The organism is Kurthia sibirica, assembly GCF_003143975.1.
Classification (GTDB): Bacteria; Bacillota; Bacilli; order Bacillales_A; family Planococcaceae; genus Kurthia; species Kurthia sibirica.
Genome location: NZ_QFVR01000005.1, coordinates 173093 through 189803, shown reverse-complemented (window position 1 = coordinate 189803; position 16711 = coordinate 173093). Strand labels below are relative to the sequence as shown.

At 34.5% G+C, this 16711-nt stretch carries 17 protein-coding genes and 1 tRNA gene; 7 read left to right on the top strand and 11 right to left on the bottom strand.

Annotation, left to right across the window (positions count from 1 at the left end):
- Positions 1–64: 64 nt before the first annotated feature.
- From DEX24_RS05905 to DEX24_RS05895, 3 genes are read right to left on the bottom strand one after another with little or no spacing between them, the layout of a single operon-like run.
- Positions 65–394: an AzlD domain-containing protein gene (locus tag DEX24_RS05905; protein WP_373863592.1), complete on the bottom strand. Its 330-nt coding sequence runs from the start codon at positions 392–394 to the stop codon at positions 65–67.
- Complete coding sequence (locus DEX24_RS05900) at positions 391–1101, bottom strand: AzlC family ABC transporter permease (protein ID WP_109305482.1); 711 nt, start codon at positions 1099–1101, stop codon at positions 391–393. Before DEX24_RS05900 ends, DEX24_RS05905 begins: the two co-directional genes overlap by 4 nt.
- Positions 1102–1121: 20 nt before the next feature.
- Positions 1122–2102, bottom strand: coding sequence for a diaminopimelate dehydrogenase (locus DEX24_RS05895; protein WP_109305481.1), 981 nt, complete (start codon positions 2100–2102; stop codon positions 1122–1124).
- A 206-nt stretch (positions 2103–2308) separates the two neighbouring features.
- Between DEX24_RS05895 and DEX24_RS05890 the strand changes: the two genes are divergently transcribed.
- The 3 genes from DEX24_RS05890 (at position 2309) to DEX24_RS05880 (ending at position 4317) form a co-directional block, all read left to right on the top strand.
- On the top strand, positions 2309–3448 hold the full coding sequence (locus DEX24_RS05890) for a hypothetical protein (protein WP_109305480.1): 1140 nt from the start codon (positions 2309–2311) through the stop codon (positions 3446–3448).
- A 135-nt stretch (positions 3449–3583) separates the two neighbouring features.
- Positions 3584–3856 carry a hypothetical protein gene (locus tag DEX24_RS05885; protein WP_109305479.1) on the top strand — a complete coding sequence of 91 codons (273 nt, stop codon included), beginning with the start codon at positions 3584–3586 and terminating at the stop codon, positions 3854–3856.
- 14 nt (positions 3857–3870) lie between these two features.
- On the top strand, positions 3871–4317 hold the full coding sequence (locus DEX24_RS05880) for a hypothetical protein (protein WP_109305478.1): 447 nt from the start codon (positions 3871–3873) through the stop codon (positions 4315–4317).
- 82 nt (positions 4318–4399) lie between these two features.
- On the opposite strand, the gene DEX24_RS05875 is transcribed toward DEX24_RS05880, so the two are convergent.
- Positions 4400–4612 (bottom strand): KTSC domain-containing protein, encoded by a 213-nt coding sequence (locus DEX24_RS05875; protein WP_246131496.1) that lies wholly within the window; start codon positions 4610–4612, stop codon positions 4400–4402.
- A 167-nt stretch (positions 4613–4779) separates the two neighbouring features.
- Complete coding sequence (gene proC, locus DEX24_RS05870; protein ID WP_109305476.1) at positions 4780–5574, bottom strand: pyrroline-5-carboxylate reductase; 795 nt, start codon at positions 5572–5574, stop codon at positions 4780–4782.
- A 567-nt stretch (positions 5575–6141) separates the two neighbouring features.
- Here proC and cyoE point away from each other — a divergent pair.
- Complete coding sequence (gene cyoE / locus DEX24_RS05865; RefSeq protein WP_109305475.1) at positions 6142–7083, top strand: heme o synthase; 942 nt, start codon at positions 6142–6144, stop codon at positions 7081–7083.
- Positions 7084–7363: 280 nt separating this feature from the next.
- Here the strand turns inward: cyoE and DEX24_RS05860 are convergent, their stop codons facing one another.
- Both DEX24_RS05860 and DEX24_RS05855 read right to left on the bottom strand, forming a co-directional pair.
- Positions 7364–8233, bottom strand: a complete 870-nt coding sequence (locus tag DEX24_RS05860) for a cation diffusion facilitator family transporter (RefSeq protein ID WP_109305474.1) — start codon at positions 8231–8233, stop codon at positions 7364–7366.
- 11 nt (positions 8234–8244) lie between these two features.
- On the bottom strand, positions 8245–8439 hold the full coding sequence (locus tag DEX24_RS05855) for a DUF4017 family protein (protein WP_109305473.1): 195 nt from the start codon (positions 8437–8439) through the stop codon (positions 8245–8247).
- A gap of 217 nt (positions 8440–8656) precedes the next feature.
- On the opposite strand from DEX24_RS05855, the gene DEX24_RS05850 reads away from it, so the two are divergent.
- Positions 8657–9079: a hypothetical protein gene (locus DEX24_RS05850; protein WP_109305472.1), complete on the top strand. Its 423-nt coding sequence runs from the start codon at positions 8657–8659 to the stop codon at positions 9077–9079.
- Between the two features lie 221 nt (positions 9080–9300).
- Here the strand turns inward: DEX24_RS05850 and DEX24_RS05845 are convergent, their stop codons facing one another.
- Both DEX24_RS05845 and DEX24_RS05840 read right to left on the bottom strand, forming a co-directional pair.
- Complete coding sequence (locus DEX24_RS05845) at positions 9301–9771, bottom strand: GNAT family N-acetyltransferase (RefSeq protein WP_109305471.1); 471 nt, start codon at positions 9769–9771, stop codon at positions 9301–9303.
- A gap of 435 nt (positions 9772–10206) precedes the next feature.
- Positions 10207–11592: an FAD-binding oxidoreductase gene (locus DEX24_RS05840; protein WP_109305470.1), complete on the bottom strand. Its 1386-nt coding sequence runs from the start codon at positions 11590–11592 to the stop codon at positions 10207–10209.
- A gap of 93 nt (positions 11593–11685) precedes the next feature.
- Between DEX24_RS05840 and DEX24_RS17140 the strand changes: the two genes are divergently transcribed.
- Both DEX24_RS17140 and DEX24_RS05835 read left to right on the top strand, forming a co-directional pair.
- A complete protein-coding gene (locus tag DEX24_RS17140; RefSeq protein ID WP_170112860.1) occupies positions 11686–11823 on the top strand; it encodes a hypothetical protein in 138 nt (45 codons plus the stop codon).
- 234 nt (positions 11824–12057) lie between these two features.
- Complete coding sequence (locus DEX24_RS05835) at positions 12058–15333, top strand: CDP-glycerol glycerophosphotransferase family protein (RefSeq protein ID WP_109305469.1); 3276 nt, start codon at positions 12058–12060, stop codon at positions 15331–15333.
- A 326-nt stretch (positions 15334–15659) separates the two neighbouring features.
- Here the strand turns inward: DEX24_RS05835 and DEX24_RS05830 are convergent.
- Both DEX24_RS05830 and DEX24_RS05825 read right to left on the bottom strand, forming a co-directional pair.
- A tRNA-Lys gene (locus DEX24_RS05830) sits at positions 15660–15733 on the bottom strand.
- 111 nt (positions 15734–15844) lie between these two features.
- Positions 15845–16591, bottom strand: a complete 747-nt coding sequence (locus DEX24_RS05825; RefSeq protein WP_109305468.1) for a helix-turn-helix domain-containing protein — start codon at positions 16589–16591, stop codon at positions 15845–15847.
- Between the last annotated feature and the right edge of the window lie 120 nt (positions 16592–16711).

The window sequence follows — 16711 nt, the reverse complement described above, 5'->3', positions numbered from 1 at the left end:
TTAATAATTATGTTGCAAAGGCTTCACCTGCCTGCCAATGGTTGCATAAAAGAAATCTGTCTGTTTAAAAAGCAGTAGCAAAATAGCGAACACAGGCCATGGCTATGATGCCAACCATAACTGTAATAGACAAGCTTTTTGTCCAAAGAGCGACGATAACCGTTGGAATAAATGCGAAAAATAAATCCCAATGTAATGTGACAAAGCGGCCATTATTGTGAAAAAGATTGGACAACACCAGTGCGCTTAATATACAAATGGGTATATAGGATAACCAGCGCATGACGACTGTCGGTAACGTAATGCTCCGTACAAAAACAAATGGCAGAATTCTTGGTAACCACGTGACCAGTGCACAAGCTACAATGAGTAAAAACATGGTTGCTGACATCATTTTTTCTCTGTCACCACCCCAATTGTTGCAACTAGCATTGTCGCGACTAATACGGCAATATGTGAAGGTAAGAAGTAACTAAGTATATACATAATCATCATCATGTAACCAATTAGTAGCAAATAATGTTGTAGCATGGCATGCTTTGCAGCGCTTAAAGTTAAGACTAGCAATGCAACAAACATCGCTGTTAAAGCAAAATCTAGACCCCATGTTTCTGGACTAGGGATCCACTTACCAATGACGGTACCCAGTACAGAAGCAGCAATCCACGCCAAGTAAGCTGTAATATTTAAGCCATCCATCCATTTTGCGCCAAGAACGGTCGTTTGAGCGCGTTTAGCAACCGCTACTCCAAATGTTTCATCTGTCAGTAATGTACCGAAACCAATATTGCGTAATAAGCTATTGTTAGTGAAGCTTGGGGCCAAGGTTAGTGACATAAGCAAGTGCCGTAAATTAACAATGAATGTTGTAATAATAATAATCGAAGCAGGAGTGCCAACCAAATACAAACCACAAAAAATAAATTGTGAAGCACCACCATATATGAGAACAGATAATAATGTTATTTCCACTAGTGATAAATGGGAAGCGACACCAACGACACCAAAAGCGATTCCGATGCTAATATAACCTAGTAATGTCGGTAAGCAATCGCGTACGCCGTATATAAAACGATCTTCTTGTTGTACGACCGAAGCCATCCATACACAACCTTTCAAATTTAAAGAAGCTCAGCGCGCAACTGTTGAGGTGTTTTAGGTGAAATAGCGCTAAAGGGTACATCAAATACAGAGAGTGCACCAAATTGTCCCTTTTGTGCAAGACGATGGGCGGCACGTGCATAGGCTACAAGAACGCTTGATGTAAAGTATGGATTACTTTCAAGTTTTAAAGAAAACTCCATAATTTGTTTGTGGCCTTCCACGGATTGACCGCTACGAATTACGAAACCACCATGAGGCATGCCGGTATGGTTTTCTTCAAACTCTTCTTCTGTAATATAGTTCACTGTCGTGTCGTAATCTGCAAAGTAGTTAGGCATCGTTATGATGGCTTCTGTAATGACAGATTGTGAGGCATGATCATCTGTTACGATATAGCAAACACGCGTATGTTTTTCACGAGTTGATAGTTCAGGTGATTCACCATTACGAACGCGATTAACAGCAGCAGGGACGGGCAATGTGTATTGTACTGCCTTTTTCACGCCAGAAATACGTCTGATTGCATCTGAATGCCCCTGACTTAACCCATCGCCCCAAAATGTATAGGTATCCCCTTGCGGTAACACAGCCTCTCCTAATACACGATTTAATGAGAAAAGACCAGGATCCCAACCTACTGAGACAATGGAAGTCGTATTTGCTTGTTGCGCTACTTGATCGACCGTTTCATAAAAAGCGGGTATTTTGGCATGCGTATCATAGCTATCAATTGTATTGAACCACTGTGCAAAATAGGGTACTTGTTCAGGTAAATCAGTTGCAGAACCACCGCATATAATCATTACATCAATTTTACCGATGAAATTTTCAACATCATCGACATGATGAACCACAGCGTTTGAAGCAGTTTGTAATTTTTCTGGACTTCTGCGAGTGAAAACAGCGACCAATTCTAAATCATCATTTTGAGCGATTGCTCCCTCCACACCGCGACCCAAATTACCGTAACCTACAATACCAATTTTTGTTTTTGTCATCTTGAAATCCCCTTTGTATTACTATTGTTATACTCAAAGTTTAAGTGTAAATGAATTTTAAAACAACAATTGTTTTGGAAAAAAAAGAATATTACGACTAATTAGTTTGAAATAATCTAAAAATAGAGGAAATAAAGACCAAAATGAGGTTGTATAAGTTCTTTTACTATGGGTATAATAGTAAAAAAACATTATTTGGAGGATTTATGAACAAAAAAACATCAGTATTTACAAAAATATTACTATCAGCAACATTATTAGTTAGCACAGTAGCGATTGCGTCACCAGCACAAGCAGCGGTGAAAACACATACGTTAAAAACAGCAGGTACAACAACAATCACACGTTCATTGGATAAAGAAGGTATGGATATCTTTAAATTTGATGTGACAAAGGATGGCGCAGTGAAAATTGCGATTAAAGATGCCAAGAAAAAAGGCTTATCATTATCTATTTTTACAAATATTAATGAAAATGCAATGGATGATATTTTAAATAAACCTTTAGGTGAATTAACATCAAAAGAGACCGATAAATTTATGGATTTAATGTCAAAAGTTAAAGTAGTTGATTACTTAATCAATGATACAATGTCAGACGGTATGCTAGAAATCAACAATGTACAAATGGGTCTTAAAAAGGGTCATTACTATGTGCTTGTTGCTTCTGACTCTACTGGGAAAAAGAATCGTGATTATAGCTTAACAATGACTTCTTCAAATAAACTAGTGGAATTGGAATCAAATGACACAATGTCAATAGCAACTGCGATCAAACGTAGTAAAGTGTATGCAGCCTCGTTAAATATGATTGATGAAAAAGATTATTTTAAAGTTATTGTACCTGAATCAGGTAAGTTAGTAGTCAAATCAACAACGACTAAACGAGCAGATATGACGTATAATTTCTATGATAGTAAAAAGAAAAAAATGGCCAAAACAGTGAAGCGTACTGGCAAAAACTATCATGCTGAAACAACTGTTAAAAAAGGTGTTTATTATGTAAAAGTCACGGGTGATGCTATGTTTACTACAGGTGATGATCGTGTTAACTATTCGATGAAAGCATATGTAAAAACAGCAGCACCAAGCGTACAAGTAACGAATAAAAAAGGAAAAAGTAAAGATACAATTACCGTCAAAGGTTTACAAAAAGGTGCACAGGTCAAATTATATAGCGATGCGAAAAAGAAAAAATTAATTACTTCTAAAAAAGCGACAGCATCAACAATGACAGTAAATACAAAGAAATTAAATGAAGCGGGTTCAACACTTTATATTACTGTGAAAAATAAAGGTCTTTACACAAGTACTATAAAAGCAGTAAAATATAGCAAGGCAAAATAACAAAAAAACCTACATGGTTCAGTCATGTAGGTTTTTTTGTTATTTAAAAAGACTGAATTTACAAATTATTTACAATATTTGCATTGAGTAAATGAGGTACTTCCGATATAATGGATATATAAAGGAGGGGTAATTGTGAATTTAACTGATTTTTTAAGCCAAGTACAAATCATTACTAAAGGTAAATACGGTGTGAATGACTTGTTATCTGATGATTTTTTAAGCCGTCACACACCGTTTGATTCTGCTGAAGTCTTGTTTAAGAGTTTACCTTTTGATGTAGACGAAAAGCTAATAGAAGGGGAATTTTCAGAGAGTGAACTAAATGAGTTTATTAATAGAAACACACAATTTGACAGTTGGAAAGATTTATTAATCGCAGCTACAAACTATTTATCCAACGAATGAATGGAGGAATTGCGATGATCCCAGTCGTCCTATTATTGGCAATAACCGTTACGGTGATCAAATTGTTGAAACTGTATAAAAAAATGCCGCTCAGCTATGAGGAAGTGCTTAGAAAAGGACTTGTACTTGATATCATTTCAATGAAAACACAAGCGATTGATGCCTATCAACAGGCGTTATACTCGATGGATCTATCTTTGGAAGAAAAAAATAATATTCATTATTTATGCGGTCTTTTACTTCAGAGTAAAGGCATGGAACAAGCAGCCATTAAACATTATGATGAAGCGTTTCGCGTAGAGCCAGATTATTTGCAATACCGAAAAGAATACCAAACTATACTCAATGCTTATTGTCATTCCGAGACCGCACAACGCGAACGAATTACAATTTTGTTTAAAAGGCATAGTGCAGATGATATCCGGTTTGCAAAATTAACGTATCCGAAAGTAGGAAGATGATAAAATGAGCAACAATAAAACTGCATACAAATAGGTCATGATTTATGCAATCCAAACATAAATCATGACCTTTATTTGTGTATTACCCTAAACGAACGTAACGGTATTTATCTTTAATAAAGCGTTTGAAATAAATACCAAGAGAGTCGGAGGCTAAGAATTCATCGACGATTCTTTCAGGAACGCCATAGTATTCAAAGACGCCATCGCGGAAAAATTCAATTTTTAAAATCATTGCACTTCGATCAAAACCAATCGCATCAATTTTTGATGAACGTACTTTTTCCATGATCATAACCATCTCTCCAATCGTAGTAGTGTAAACGTTTTCATTTAGTATACTTAACTTAACGCGTAAACGCTAAAATGTCAACGAAATTTAGCGAAAAAACGTATTCAAGTATAAAATTTTTAAAAAACGACTCAAATATATATGTATTTGAGTCGGCATAGGTCTATTCTTTACTGTAAAATACGATCTTTTTCGATAACTGCACTAACGGCCTCATAAATGGTACTTGCAAAATGGTTATTTTGTAGTGAAGATACACCTTGAATTGTCGTACCACCAGGTGAACAAACTTGATCGACAAGCTCCCAAGGATGTTCAGCTGATTGTAAGACCATTTTCGCACTGCCCAGTACAGAGTCGGCTGCTATTTGAAGAGCGAGTTTTTTTTCCATTCCTTCTCGGACAGCTGCACGCGCTAGGGAATCAATATACAAATAAGTAAATGCTGGAGAAGCACCTGCGATTGCTGAAAATATGTCGAATTGAGACTCCGGAATCATAATAGTAGAACCGATGGAATTGAAGATTTCTTCAATAATCGCATATTGCTGTGTTGTGAATGAGTCGGCCGCTGCAAAGCCTGTAGTAGATGACCCAACGATTGAATTTATATTGGGCATAACGCGAGCAACTAATGGATGCTGCAGTGCAGAACTTATCGTATGAATAGATTTTCCGGCAGCGATGGAGACAATAAGTTGTTGCGTTGTTACTAATTCACGTAATGATGGATAAAGTTGTTCAAGTTGTTGCGGTTGGACACCTAAAATAATAACATCTGCGGCAGATACTGCTTCTTCTAGCGACTTGCAACCTTTGATCTGTAATTTGTCTTGTAGAATGGCTGTTTTACTATACGTACGATTAAAACCATATATTTGTTGTGGCTGGAATTTCCCCGAAGTAATCATACCTGCTATGATTGCTTGCGACATATTTCCTAGGCCAATAAATGCGTAATTCATTACATAAAACCCCTTTCGATTCACAAGACTTCATTATAAGGAAAAATAAGCATTTTGCAAAGAGATATACTTTCAACTGTCAGATCACAAAACATATAATATAACCTTAGTGGTATAAGCATCAGTGATTTTCTAATTAAATAAGGTGATTACATATTTTTTAGATAGCGTATAAAAAAATACGTTGATTCGTTTGATTTCTATGATTATGGCAGTGTGCACAACTAAATTCATCTTTTTTACGTATAAAATATTAAAATTATTTTCTTTTTCGTCTTTGTTCGAGTTGAAAAGGGGATGAATATAAGTAAATATCTCTTTTTTTTAAATCCTAGGTATAAACATTGGTATAAAGATAAAAAAACCATCAATAATTTGTGAATAATTTCGGAACTATTATGTATTTATATAATAAAATAATGATTTTATGCTCAATATTGAAGCATAATAAAACAATGAGAAAACGAAGTATGATATGATATGAGTACTGAAAATATAGTGTATATATAGGATTTACTATTAATTTATAGCTGTCGTTAGCTATGTAAAGGAATGATACATCATCATATGCAAACAGAAGAAAATGTGAAGCATGAGCAATTAAGCGAAATGCCAACAAATGCAAGCTTGTCTCAAGTTCTAGCGCAAACTGTAAAAACAGGGATTATCAAATCAAATTTAATTCCAATGATCGCTGGACTTACATTAGCATTATATAAATATGCTTTGAATCCGCTTGATATGTGGGTCAATATTTTAGGTGCCATCATTGGTAGTGCAGCTGTTATTGCATCTGCTGGTGCTTTTAATAATGTTTATGATCGCGATATTGATATTTTAATGGAGCGTACGAAAAAACGTCCCACTGTGACAGGTGCCATCTCTGTTAAAGCAACATTAATCTTAGCAATTGTTTTAGCAATCGTAGGGGTAGGTGCACTTTATCTTGCAACACCACTAGCGGCATTACTAGGTTTTGCAGGCCTCTTTTTATATGTCGTACCCTATACGATGTGGACAAAACGCCGCACAGTCTATAATACGGAAGTGGGCAGTTTATCGGGAGCAATGCCACCGCTCATCGGTTGGGCAGCCATTGAACCGAATATTTTACACCCTGCGATTTTAGGTTTATTCGTCATTACATTAATTTGGCAAATGCCTCACTTTTATGCTATAGCTATTCGCAAAATGGATGATTATAAGGCAGCAAGTGTACCTATGTTGCCAGTGGCAAAAGGCATGAGAAGAACATATATCACGACAAATATTTACTTAGTACTGTTATCAGCAAGTTGTTTATTATTAGGCACACTCAGCTACGGATTGATGCTTGTAGCGCTATTATTAAGTATCGCGTGGTTATTTATGAACGTCTATGGTTATCATAAAAAAGACCCTAAAAAATGGGCAACTCTATTATTCGTCTATTCGCTTATTCATATGACAGTATTATTTTCAACTGTCATCATCTACTCATTAATTGGCTTATATTTAAAACTACGTTAAAACAAAAAAGCGTGTTTGATTGGTTTTTTCAATCGAATACGCTTTTTATGATGTTATGCTACTAATGATTCAGACACTGAAAAATACGCAGATAGAGACGTTAACTCGCTTTCGTTTAGGCTATTCAAATGCAATGGATGTGGCTTTAGACGGGTGGCTATTTTTTTGTTAAAAAAAATAAGGGTGCATGCATACGAAACGAATGAATAGAAAAAGTGGCGTGATTTGAAAGAAACAAATCATACCACCACAATATGTGACATAGCCCGTTTTTATTACGTTAAATTTTCCCTTCAGATGTCGAGTTGATAATTTCAAAACTAATATGTTCAACATTATAATGGTTGATTATAAAGTCAGTAATTTCATCTACAATGAACTGACTCCGTTCAATATTATTGATGACAATTTGACACTTAATCCCAAATAAATTTGTGGAAATCGACCAAGCCGAAATACCTTGAACACGCAACACATGATCAAAAGCTTGCAAATCGCTCGTCAATTGTATAAGGTCTAGTTTTTGTGGTGTACCCTCCATTAAGAAATGACAGCTTCTTTTCATAATGAGCCAACAATTTCTCAATATGAAAAGAATGATTAGCAATGTAGCGAGCCGTTCGAGAGTAGGGGAGTTATGTGTAGTAGAATAGATGGCTACAGCTGCTGCTATAAAGGGTGGAATCATGCTATAAAACGATTTTAAAATTTTGTTTATGCGTGTTTGTTGCTGCTTAATAAAAGCAAAGGACATGGCTACTGCAACAATTACTGCAGTTACTATACTATATGCCAACAATTCATTTGAAGAATTTGTAGTTACTTGTTGAGGTAAAACTAAAAAAAGCATATACAGTCCAGACACAGCTAAAGTAATGGCTAAAATTAAGGCGGTTAACACTTCAAATCGAAAATAAGAATAACTACGTTTCAAAGAAAATGCACGCTCAACGACTGTTTCAATTGTATTATTAGCATACATTAATACAATCATACTAAAAAGATAGGCAGTCACTACAATTTGGGTAATAGATTGGCTTTTTGCTGCGCCAATCCAAGAGAGAATCATAGCAATAAATAATAGTGACAAAGCTATTTTAACAAAATGATTATTCGATTTACTCGTTTTCTTAAAATCTAAATCAAACATGTATTTCACTCCTATCGTTCTTCAATAGTGTCATCCGACCTAAGGACGATATACAATAATAGTGTAATTAAAAAAGCTGGAATAGCATAAATTTGAGCAATCAAGCATTTCCAAAGTAATGTTGAGTAATTGGAAGATGTCGGTAAAGTCATCGCAAGGATGAACGTGATAAAATATACACTAGAAGCAAGTTTAAAGGACTTCATAACAACACCTCGTTTTGTCAATACAGTTAAATACCCATTTAAGACTTAAAGTAATCCGCAAATGAGTTTTTAAAGGTTATTAATAAGATATAATCGAAATAATCAGTTAATAGTATCGTTATTCTTTTATTTCATTTATAATGATAAAATAGGGAAATAATTCTTTTTTTTCAAAAGGATAGGTCGTTTTATTTATAAATGAGAGGGGTGCAAAACAATGTCATTTGTCGCGTATCTAGGTCTTAATTATCCAATAGAAAATGTACGATTTCATAACGAATCTTCTGTGAAAATTACAGAAAGGTATTCGACTCAAGAAAGTTCTGCAGCTGTCTTGCAACATCATCTTACGACAATGTACATCGTTGAAATTGAATTAGAAAGAAGTTTGGATGATCTAAACCCACAATCCAAGATTGAAACACCAGTAGATTACAGTGAGGCAAGACAAACGTTATATGCGATTATTCAATTTTTACGACTCAATTTACAAGTAGGCGATTATGCGCAAATTTATTATTGTTGGACAGGTGAAGAAGCAGAAGATTCTTTGGGGATGGCTACTGTATTATTATCCGAATTACCTATTCCAGATATTCTCACAGAAGAACGGTTTTTGATTACATTTATAAATGACTAATGAATAACTATTTACGAATTCTGTGCAAAATAGTTCTACGTCAACTAGTGGGGTGATTTGAATTTTTCACATCCCCCCACCTTTTCTATTTAATCGTTTCGGACGAAGGTTTTCCTCGGCTAAACGCGCGGAAAGTGTTTTTCGAAGCGGATATGGATTGAAATGAATAATCCCGTATGATTTCGAAAAATCATACGGGATTTTTTCTGTTGCGTTAAAAGTTAGGCGATGATTTTTTTCATCGATACGATGTCAATAGCGACACCTTCTTCTGTCGTAATTGTCTCTTGATCAAAAATAGAATAGCCCTTTGATTGATACAATTGTAAATTGCGTAGTACACTAACGCGTACACGGCAATTAATGGTATCGACATGCGCTGCTTTTGCGATTCTTTCCAATTCATTAATGAGTTGTTTAGCTATGCCAAGTCCTTGCATTGTCGGTAAAACAGCCATTCGAAAAAAATGTAAACCGCTGTCATCAATTGAAAAACGAACCATAGCGATTGGTTGGCCTGCGATACTTCCGACGATTGCTTGTTGACCATTTAGTAATGCTTCACGTACTGTTGTAACAGTCTCACTTAAAGCGCTTGATGGTGCAGCGTCATGGGCGTATTCTGCATAAGCCTTTATCATAATTTTATGAATAACTTTGGCATTTGTTGAAGCTTCAATCTGACATTCCACTAAAAAAAGCCCCCTCTACAAACATAATCAGTCTAAAACGCTTACAATAAAAGGTGGAGAAATACACCTTTCATATATTAATACAATAATTGAAACAGTCCGCACTACATATGATGGTGTTTATATTATTTATACTATAATAAGGTCATAAGATTATAGTACAGTTTATTAGTAAAAAAGTAAACAAAAAAACCATGAATGGCAAGTATCATTCGTGGTTTTAATCGGTTCTACACCCAAAATGTCTGTGAAGAAAAATAGGAAGTAAAGAATTTTTATTTTCTTCACATGCAAGTGGATGGTGTGAATTTATTTGGCAAGAAATTTATATTTTGTTCAAACTGCATGAGCTTTCATTCAAGATGAGAGAAAGGATGCAGTCATCTAGCCTAATACATTCCTCGGAGTAGTAAATAGGGAACTATAGGGTGCATCTTATGAATCAACTAAAATAAGTTTACCTGGATTTAAAAGGTTCTGCGGATCTAACGATTTTTTTATTACTTGCATCACTTCATAGGCAGGACCATGTTCAAGTTTTTGATACTTCAATTTGCCAATACCTACGCCATGTTCGCCAGTACAAGTACCACCGAGCGATAGTCCAAATTCAACGAGGTCAGCATTAAATTCCACAGCATTTTTCACGTCTTGTGTATGATCCATATTGACCATCATCGATACATGGAAGTTCCCATCTCCGACATGACCGATAATACCACCAACAATATTTTTCTTGTCCATATTGTCACGCGCAAAATGAATAGCCGTTGCTAATGATGATATTGGTACGCAAACATCGGTTGTCATCATTTTTTTATCGCGATAACTATGAATAAAGGCGTACGCTAAATTATGGCGTGCCTCCCAAATAATATTACGTGCCTTCGTATCTGATTCGACAACAAAATTACTGCAGCCATGATCTTCCATAATTTCTTTCGTAAACTCTAAATCTTGTGCTAAGCCAGCTTCATTACCATGAAACTCTAAAAAGAGTGTTGTTTTCATCGGGAAATTTGTTTTACTATAGGCATTTAAATGCTCAATAGAACCCGCATCAACAAGTTCAACACGCGCAATAGGGATGCCAGCTTGACGAATAGTCGTTACAGCATCTATAGCGGAATCTACCGTTTCAAAGTTCACGCGTGCTGCTACTTGAAACTCAGGAATACCAAAAACACGCAAAGTGATTTCAGTAAAGGTTCCTAGCGTACCTTCAGAACCTACGAAAAGACCATTAAGGTGGTAACCAGAAGATGATTTAGCGGCGAGGTTACCTGTATGAATAACAGAACCGTTCGCTAAAACAACTTCCAAATCACGTACTTGATCACGCATCGTACCATACTTCACTGATGTCGTGCCACTTGCGTTTGTTGCCACCATGCCACCAATAGAAGCATCAGCACCTGGGTCAACACTAAAAAATAAGCCATGTTTTCTTAATTCATTATTTAAATCAATGCGACCAATACCCGGCTGAACGGTTACAAGTAAGTCTTCCGCTCTAATGTCAATAATTTTATTCATCTCGGCAAAGTCGATTGTAATAGCGTCTCCGATTGGGATAATATGGCCTTCTAGACTAGAACCACGCCCATAAGGTATGACCGGAATATTCATTTTAGAGGATACAGCCATTATATGAACGACATCTTCTTTGCTACGTGGATAGACGATGACTGTTGGATTTTTACCCGCATGATAGGATTCGTCTTTACTATGGTTCAATAATTCTGTTTCACTATGTGTAATTTGTGTTTGATCTAAAGAAATTAGTAATTGTTCAATTAGTTGATTAACATGAATGGACATTCTTTTCACCTCATAAAATATATTTACCTAATTATAGCATTTTCATGATTAATTATCTAAAAATTGGGAATATTAGTAGAAGGAGGTGCAAAAATGACGGAGATTGATGTAAAATGGCAGTCAGAATATGCCCATTTACTACAAGTAGTTGTATCATTTAAAATGTACTCAAACAAGTACCATATAACACTACATAAAGAATTACCTTACTTGGTTTTGAAAAGAATCTAATGAAAAAATGACAACAAAATTAGAGATGAGCAAAAGTTGCAGTCGTTTGGAAAATAAAAAACAATGTCTTTTTAATTAGTAGGTTAAATGACCCTAAAAAAATGAATTATACTATATCAAAAGATGCTAAAATAGCGATTTATCTAAAATATAGTTATTTTCTCATCATCTTCTTATATTTAATTGGTAGTATAAATATACTTAAAAACATATTATATTAAAGGATGGAAGTCTATGGATACTCAATATAATTTTCACTTAAAGCAACAAAATAGTAATTTTAAAATATACATAAACAATATGAATGAAGCAATATATGAAACAATTTTATTGAAAAGTAATCATCATGAAGTAACGGTACCAATTATTAATCAGGAAGCATGTATTACAAGTGTGCATTTAATGGAGTGGTTTACGCATAATAGTCAAGCCACTATTTTTGTTTATTTGACTTATTTATTTCCAGTAGAAGATAGGAAAGATGAGCTTGAGGACATATATGTCATGATAGATCATCAATTATATGAAAAAAGAAGGCGCTTAATTAAACCGCACCGTATGCATTTACTTGTTGAAGGTTTGCAACCATTTTCGTTAGCTGACGATACTATTTATCCTTATTTTAATAATAATGGCATATTTGTCTTTGCGAAAAATCAAAGTATTCCTCGCAAAGCCTATTATATGAATCGTCAGTTAACGAAAATAAAAATTGCAGATAAACAATTTAAATTACAAGGGAAGTTATCACTACGAAACTTAGAAATGACTTCCTTAGAACTAGAGTTACATTCGAGAAATACAGGCAATAAAACAATTGTCGCAGTACCATTCGATTTAGTAAATCGTATGAAATCAAAAATGCATATTAAATTTGACTATATCTATAAAATCGATGCCATCGCACAAATTCGAGAAATGATGCTAAATGTACGTGATGATGAAGATGTATGGGATTTATTTTGGATTATTAAACAGCAGGGAAAAAATGACGAATTACGTATTCGTTGTGGAATGCCAAGAATTATTGTCGAACAATTAATGCGTGGTGAGATCAATTTAACAGAAGGTGAAAACATTCATAATGCAGTCCCTTATTTGACAGTTAAAGGAAGAAATTTATCTTTTTTCTATAATAAATACACATTAGAAGAATTTTCAGCGTATAAAAAGGTAGTCAAAGCGGGCAAACGAAAATCATCAAATAATATGAAACCTGTATGGATCGTAGGTGAAAGACCTTATAAAGCACAGGATAATGGCCTACGATTTTTTGAATATTTACGTAGTCATCACCCTGAAATTGACGCTTATTATGTAATACGTCAAGATTCTGCTGAGTTAGAAAATGTTAGCGCATGCGGCAATATTGTCTATTATAAATCTGCTCAACATTTTGAATTGATGGCAAAAGCAGATTTTATTTGTGGAACGCATCATCCGGATTTTTTATATCCGAATCGTTCGAAAAAATTCACAAAAATTTTACATGCTAAACAAATATTTTTACAACATGGAGTGTTAGGTGTAAAAAATATCACAGAATTTTACAGTAAAAAAATAAAGGATTTTAATACGGATTTATTTATAACAAGTTCAGAGCGTGAAAAAGAAATTGTTATGAAAGATATGGGCTATGAATCCTATGAGGTCGCTGTTACCGGATTACCACGTTTTAAACGCTTATTTGATGGTGAGATACCAGTTAAAAAACAGATTCTCATTATTCCATCATGGCGTGATTGGTTAACAAATGAAGAACTTTTTTTACAATCGGACTATTATGAACGTTATAGTAGCCTATTGAATAATGAACGCTTATTGGCATTGAAGGAGCAGGGGGTCGATATTCTCTTTTGTTTGCATCCGAATATGCAACGTTTTACACATCTTTTTACCATTCCAAAAGAAATTACAATTATTTTACAAGGAGAGCGTATTGTACAAGATTTACTAAAGGAAAGTGCACTACTAATTACAGATTATTCAAGTGTCGCTTTCGATTTTAGTTTTCTTCATAAACCCGTTATTTATTACCAGTTTGATCGTAGCCGTTTCCTTGGTAAATATCCATCTCATTTGGATATTGATAAAACATTGCCAGGCTATATTTCCAGTTTAGAAGATGAAGTGGTCGACGAAGTTTGGTCGAGTTATAGTAGTAATTTTGAAATGACCGATCATTATAAAGAATTGGCAAATAGTTTTATTAGTCAACGAGATGATCAATCAAATGAACGTATTTTCGAAGCAATTATGGCTATTCCGACATCGATTCCTAAATTGGATCAGTTAAAAAATAATACACTTTATACGATTGCAACAAAAAAAATACGCAAAACAAAATATTATTTTCCATTGATGAAGAAATTTTATACAGTAGCATCTGCAACGATGAAAAAGAACCCAAAACTCATTCTTTTTGAAAGTAATGTCGGAAAACAAATTGCGGATAGCCCAAAAGCAATCTATGATGAATTAATTGCGCAAAATGCAGATTATGAATATGTGTGGGTGCATAATGGTAAAACAATTTTAAATAATTCCCAAACAAAGATTATTAAACGTTTAAGCCCAGAATATTTTTATTACTTGGCAAAATCTTCATATTGGATTAATAATCAAAACTTTCCATCTTATTTAAAAAAGAAAAAAAACCAACAATATATTCAAACTTGGCATGGTACACCACTTAAAAAAATGCAAAATGATGTGCAACATTTTGCCGGTAAAGATGAAGGGTATTTAAAACGTGTCAATCAGAGTGTTAAACAATGGGATTATTTAGTATCACCAAGTCCATATGCTTCAAGTGCATTCAAATCAGCTTTTTTATTCAAGAAAGAAATTTTAGAAGTGGGCTATCCACGCAATGATATATTTTATGCAGACCTAGCGAAGCAACAAGCAATTATCACAGAAGTAAAAGAAAAATATAGAATTGATAAAACAAAAAAAATCGTCTTGTATGCTCCAACGTTTCGTGATGATGATGTGAATGATAAGCGTAAACATGAAATTTCTTTAAAATTAGATTTAGATCAGCTGTATGCTGCTTTAGGTGATGGTTATATAATTTTAATTCGTGCGCATCTGATTATTGCAAATAAGTTAGTCATTCCAAAAGAATATCGGGATTTCGCCATTAATGTGTCGAAATATCCAGATATTCAACATTTATATTTAGCAGCGGATATTTGTATGACAGATTATTCATCTGTTATGTTTGACTTTGCACATACGAAAAAACCGTTATTGTTTTTCACCTATGATTTAGAACATTATCGAGAGAATTTACGAGGGTTTTACATCGATTTTGAAAAACAAGCACCGGGACCTTTATTACTTAGTAATGATGACATTATCGAGGCTTTAGTAAACATAGAAGATGTCACAAATCGATATAAAGAAAAGTATGCTGCTTTTTACGAAGCGTATTGCAGTAAGGAAAACGGTACGGCGGCAAAACAAATAGTCCAACGTTTTTTTGTCAATAAAACAACGGCTTAAATCATCAAAAACAGCAAATAAACGACTGCGGTCGCGAATTTGCTGTTTTATTTGTAGCGGCCCCTATTTCAGTCATTGATTATAAGTTATATGAATATAAAACAACCACTTCATACTATTTAGTGTATTTGTCAATCATGCCATCTTTACTCGACACCTTTTGTAAGAGAAGAAAGCATGCTATATAGAGAGGACGATCTATTTTATTCGTCCAAAACGAGCATATAGAAAAATGATGTAATTTGAAAGAGCCAAATCATGCGGCCTCAATAGTTGATGTACAACAAAAAAACACCCATGTCATTGTGAACAGTGGTGTTTAAGTATGGGTCTGGTGGGGATCGAACCCACAACCCCCTGATTAAGAGTCAGGTGCGCTAGCCAATTGCGCTACAGACCCGATAAAAAGTAGTTATTTATATCGTACTTACACTTTTATTATAGTACTAGAATACCAAAGGGTCAATGCTTTTTGTGACGGAAAATGATACATCAAGTACTGTAAAAGAGCTTATTCGACTGTTCGAGAAAAAGATAAGGGTAAGGGAGCAAAGACATGATTAAATAAGGGTTCTGTGTCGAATGTTGGGGTGAATAAAATTGGATTTTCAATTTCATTCACCTTTTCATTTACACCGATTTCTACTTGATCACCGAACCTTTGTAAGTACTGTTTTATCGTATCTTTTCGACGATTTGGCAAGATATCAATCGGTTCATGTGTTTCTGCATTGGCAATGATTAGTTGGAATTTACCTGCATCTGTATGTCCTTTATATGCATCAATTACGATTGCTTTTGGTAGTGTGACACCTGACACTAATTGTTGTTCTGCGACTTGATCAAAACGACGAATAACAGTTGAACTAGATGTCCCCATTTTCTCAGCAACTGATTTAAATGTAGGTGATTTAACACATAGCATTTGAATCGCTTGATGCCATTCTTTTGAAAAGCGTTGATCACGTTCAATAAAAGAAGTTTTTTCTGAAAAACGTTTTCCACAAGAACAGACATAGCGTCGACGCTTATAATACAAAAACGTAAGTCGTTCAAACCATTTTAAATGGTTCATTTTTTGTATGCGATCATCATGTACTTTCGAAGTAATTGACTGACAAGCTGGACAAATAGGTGAACGCTTCGGTATTTCTATAAAAAGAACATACTTGCCCTCGATTTCTTCAACTTTTGTGATTAAAAGAAATAGCGAAGACTCCTGCCGAAAAACAAGTAGTAAGCAATCCTTTATTTTCACCTACGGTGAAAATAAAAAGTGCGATACTTGTCGGCGGAAAGCTTTCGCTATTTCTAATTGTCTAAAACATGAATTGTTTCGATACCCCAACATATATAATAGAACCTAAATAAGTAAAGT

Coding starts and splice junctions, on each gene's coding strand:
- DEX24_RS05860 (WP_109305474.1), bottom strand. CDS start 8,233: ATGTTTGATTTAGATTTTAAGAAAACGAGTAAATCGAATAATCATTTT.
- proC (WP_109305476.1), bottom strand. CDS start 5,574: ATGAATTACGCATTTATTGGCCTAGGAAATATGTCGCAAGCAATCATA.
- DEX24_RS17140 (WP_170112860.1), top strand. CDS start 11,686: ATGACGGAGATTGATGTAAAATGGCAGTCAGAATATGCCCATTTACTA.
- DEX24_RS05900 (WP_109305482.1), bottom strand. CDS start 1,101: ATGGCTTCGGTCGTACAACAAGAAGATCGTTTTATATACGGCGTACGC.
- DEX24_RS05840 (WP_109305470.1), bottom strand. CDS start 11,592: ATGTCCATTCATGTTAATCAACTAATTGAACAATTACTAATTTCTTTA.
- DEX24_RS05890 (WP_109305480.1), top strand. CDS start 2,309: ATGAACAAAAAAACATCAGTATTTACAAAAATATTACTATCAGCAACA.
- DEX24_RS05905 (WP_373863592.1), bottom strand. CDS start 394: ATGATGTCAGCAACCATGTTTTTACTCATTGTAGCTTGTGCACTGGTC.
- DEX24_RS05880 (WP_109305478.1), top strand. CDS start 3,871: ATGATCCCAGTCGTCCTATTATTGGCAATAACCGTTACGGTGATCAAA.
- DEX24_RS05875 (WP_246131496.1), bottom strand. CDS start 4,612: ATGATCATGGAAAAAGTACGTTCATCAAAAATTGATGCGATTGGTTTT.
- DEX24_RS05835 (WP_109305469.1), top strand. CDS start 12,058: ATGGATACTCAATATAATTTTCACTTAAAGCAACAAAATAGTAATTTT.
- DEX24_RS05895 (WP_109305481.1), bottom strand. CDS start 2,102: ATGACAAAAACAAAAATTGGTATTGTAGGTTACGGTAATTTGGGTCGC.
- cyoE (WP_109305475.1), top strand. CDS start 6,142: ATGCAAACAGAAGAAAATGTGAAGCATGAGCAATTAAGCGAAATGCCA.
- DEX24_RS05850 (WP_109305472.1), top strand. CDS start 8,657: ATGTCATTTGTCGCGTATCTAGGTCTTAATTATCCAATAGAAAATGTA.
- DEX24_RS05855 (WP_109305473.1), bottom strand. CDS start 8,439: ATGAAGTCCTTTAAACTTGCTTCTAGTGTATATTTTATCACGTTCATC.